The sequence below is a fragment of the Brachyspira catarrhinii genome (genome assembly GCF_005518285.1).
In the GTDB taxonomy this organism is placed as follows: Bacteria; Spirochaetota; Brachyspiria; order Brachyspirales; family Brachyspiraceae; genus Brachyspira; species Brachyspira catarrhinii.
Genome location: NZ_SJDU01000278.1, coordinates 1 through 3,133, shown reverse-complemented (window position 1 = coordinate 3,133; position 3,133 = coordinate 1). Strand labels below are relative to the sequence as shown.

General features: G+C 28.4%; 4 protein-coding genes. 1 reads left to right on the top strand and 3 read right to left on the bottom strand.

All coding sequences use genetic code 11. From position 1 onward, the window contains the following. Nucleotides 1-769, bottom strand: a 769-nt coding sequence (locus tag EZH24_RS09325; protein WP_137998886.1) for a HindIII family type II restriction endonuclease, incomplete at its 3' end; no start/stop codon positions are given. A gap of 143 nt (nt 770-912) precedes the next feature. Between EZH24_RS09325 and thrB the strand changes: the two genes are divergently transcribed. Next, complete coding sequence (gene thrB, locus EZH24_RS09320) at nt 913-1,845, top strand: homoserine kinase (protein WP_137998885.1); 933 nt, start codon at nt 913-915, stop codon at nt 1,843-1,845. On the opposite strand, the gene EZH24_RS09315 is transcribed toward thrB, so the two are convergent. Continuing rightward, on the bottom strand, nt 1,842-2,513 hold the full coding sequence (locus EZH24_RS09315) for an AAA family ATPase (RefSeq protein WP_137998884.1): 672 nt from the start codon (nt 2,511-2,513) through the stop codon (nt 1,842-1,844). The genes thrB and EZH24_RS09315 overlap by 4 nt on opposite strands. 20 nt (nt 2,514-2,533) lie before the next feature. Next, nucleotides 2,534-3,133: alpha-amylase/4-alpha-glucanotransferase domain-containing protein (locus EZH24_RS09310; RefSeq protein ID WP_137998883.1), on the bottom strand; the 600-nt coding region annotated here is incomplete at its 5' end.

The following is a 3,133-nucleotide window of genomic DNA, read 5'->3' as shown; positions in this document are numbered from 1 at the left end:
TTCCTGAGAATTTTGAAATTTCATTTTTTAAATATAAAATTTCGTTGTTACATCTTTTTTCTATTTTAGTTTTTTGAATTCTTAATATATTTAAGAATTCTTTTTCATCTCTATTTATATTATCAGTAACATACTTATTAAAACTATTTAAAAAACATTCTTTTCTATTTGCGATTAAAACTTTATTTGAATTATATTTACCGAAATTCCATATAGATTCAAAATTAATTTGATTATTTTCTTTAATGTTATTATTTATTAAAAAAATAAAATGTTCCCAACTAAATAAACAAACATTAAATTCCATAGATTGAGAATAGATTTGGCTTGCTCTTTTAGGATACTGAAAGTAGGGACTGCATAAAATCGAATATTCGCAATTTCCTTTCCACTTTGAGAGAGAATTTATTTTAAAATCTTTTTGATTTTTTGCCGTTCTACTCATCCTAAACGATTTAGCGTCCGCAACAAGCGAATATCCATGAAATTGCGATTTTGCAAATACATCCGCAGAATTGCCTCTTTGTTTTAATACTTCGGAATCTAAACCTATTTCAACAAAAGCTCTTGATAAAATAATGTCCGATACTTTTGAAAATAATTTTTCTTCCGTAGAGTCATGCTCTATATTTTCTGGTATAGTTCCGATTTCTTCTAAAATATTCAAAAAGTTAGAAGAATTATATATAAAATCTTCCAACTCGTCAGTAGCTTTTTCAAATTTTAAGGATTTGACTTCATCAATTTTTTTTAATAATCTATCAAACATATAATAATTATACTAAAATAAATTCTTTATGTCAAAATTTTTGTTTATAAAATTACTAAAATAAAAATATTTTTATGTAATAAATCATTGAAAAAAGTTATATTTAAGTATATTCTATAAAAATATTATCAAGGAAAATACTAATGGCTAAAAATAAAAAACTCATAACTTTCAAAATTCCCGCAACGAGCGCAAATATAGGTTCGGGATTCGACAGCGTTGGACTCGCTTTGAGCTTGTATAACGAAATTCATATTTACGAAAACGACAATTCAAAAAAAATAGAATTTGAAATTTTTGGAGAAGGCGAAAACGAAATTTCCAAAAACGACAATATGATTTATTCGGCTATGAAACTTGTTTTCAAAAAATTAAAATCAAACCCCAAAAAGGGATATGTTGTAAAATGCATAAATAGAATTCCTCTATCGCGCGGACTCGGAAGCAGTTCGGCGGCTATTATCGGAGGATTGCTTTGCGCAAATTATATGCTTGGAGACAAACTTTCAATAGAAAAAGATATTTTGAATATGGCGGTTCAAATAGAAGGACATCCCGATAATGTGGCTCCCGCGATACTCGGAGGAATAATTTCGGGAGTCGTTAGAAAAAACGAAGATTTTAAATATATAAAAATAAAACCTCCGAAAAATTTGAAGGCGGTAGTTTCAATTCCAAATTTTTATTTAAGCACGGAAACGGCTCGAAATATTTTGCCCAAAGAAATAAAAAGAGCGGACGCGATATTCAATATTTCAAGAGCGGCACTTCTCACTTCGGCTTTATTTTCAAACAGATTGGATTTGCTCGAAGTCGCTACCGAAGATAAAATTCATCAAGATTATAGAGCGAAATTTATTCCAAACCTAAAAGAATTATTTAAAGAAACGAAAAAAGCTGGCGCGTATTCCACGACTATCAGCGGCGCGGGTTCTTCGATTCTCGCTTTGGTAAAAGACGATAAAAATATAATAGAAAAAGTTTCAAAAGCGATGCATTCAAGTTTTAAGAAAAAAAATGTCGAATCGATTATAAAAGTTTTAAATATTCCCACAAAGGGCGCGATTATAATTTAACGATTTAAAGGCAGAATTTCTTTTATTATATTAGGATATTTTATCTCTTCTATTTTTTTTATTTCAGGTTCAAATTCCGTCAAGTAAATTTTTATCGGGCTTATTTGTTTTCTTATATATTCTATAACTTCCACAGAAACGACAATATCTCTATTCACATTTACCACAATAAAAGGAATTTTGAAACCTATTTGATGAAGAAGTCCGATTTGTTCCAAGCAAGCATGAATGATATTCGAATTATATTCCGCTATCGGTATAATTTGTTTTTCGATTTTTATGTACGAGATTAAATCTATAAAATTATAATTTTCTTTTATCGGAGAATATAAACTTAAAGACTCGAAAACCATATAATCGTAATTTTCGTTATTTTCTTCTATCAAATCGTTAATTTCTTTTTCTTCGATATTCCCGTTTTTTTCAATGCTGTGAAGAGGAGAAATATTTCCGTTCGTAGCGTAAGAAACGAATATATCGGAAGCGTTTAAATTTGTCGTATTCTTTATATAATCGCAGTCAAATAATTTTCCATCTTTAACTTCCAAAACGAAAGGTTTATAATAGCAGACTTTTTTACCCAAAATTTTTAGAGACGAAATTATATGAGATGCCAAATAAGTTTTTCCCGAGTATTTAGTATCCGAAACTATGCAAAAAATTTTCATTATTGCCTTCCAAAAAATTATTAAATATTTTGAATATTTATTTTTAATTTATAAGATTTTTTTTCTTTAGGTTTCAAACTCATTTTTTTCAAACAAACTATAGTTGAATTTTGATAATTCATTTCAAGTTTATCCACCGCATCCGAAATCGTATAATTCGGCATATATAAATAATTCGTTTCTTCTTCGCATTCGATTAATATTTTTATTTTTATATAAGCCTCGTCTATCATTCCAAAAATTTTCCCTGCAAATTCTCCAGCGTCCGATAAATTTTCCGATATTTTTATTCCGTCTCCGATATAATATCTGTCTTTTTCGCCGCCCGCAAGCAAAGTAAGATTGTTTTCAAGAGCGTAGACAAATTCAATTTCTTCTTCAGATTTATTTTCTATAATCGCTTCCAATGAAAAACCGCCGTTAGAATCGATTATATATTTTTTTGTAAGGTTAATATTTTTTTCATTTACTTTTCCTTCTTTATTAAATATTATAGTCGCGAAATTTTTATCTATTTTATTTTCTATTATTTTGTAATGAGTTTCAAAAAATTTAGCGTTCTCTTCGTATTGCAATAATTGAAATTCTTCGGCGCTCGGCATCTTATTCAAAAAATGGTC

Coding starts and splice junctions, on each gene's coding strand:
- thrB (WP_137998885.1), top strand. CDS start 913: ATGGCTAAAAATAAAAAACTCATAACTTTCAAAATTCCCGCAACGAGC.
- EZH24_RS09315 (WP_137998884.1), bottom strand. CDS start 2,513: ATGAAAATTTTTTGCATAGTTTCGGATACTAAATACTCGGGAAAAACT.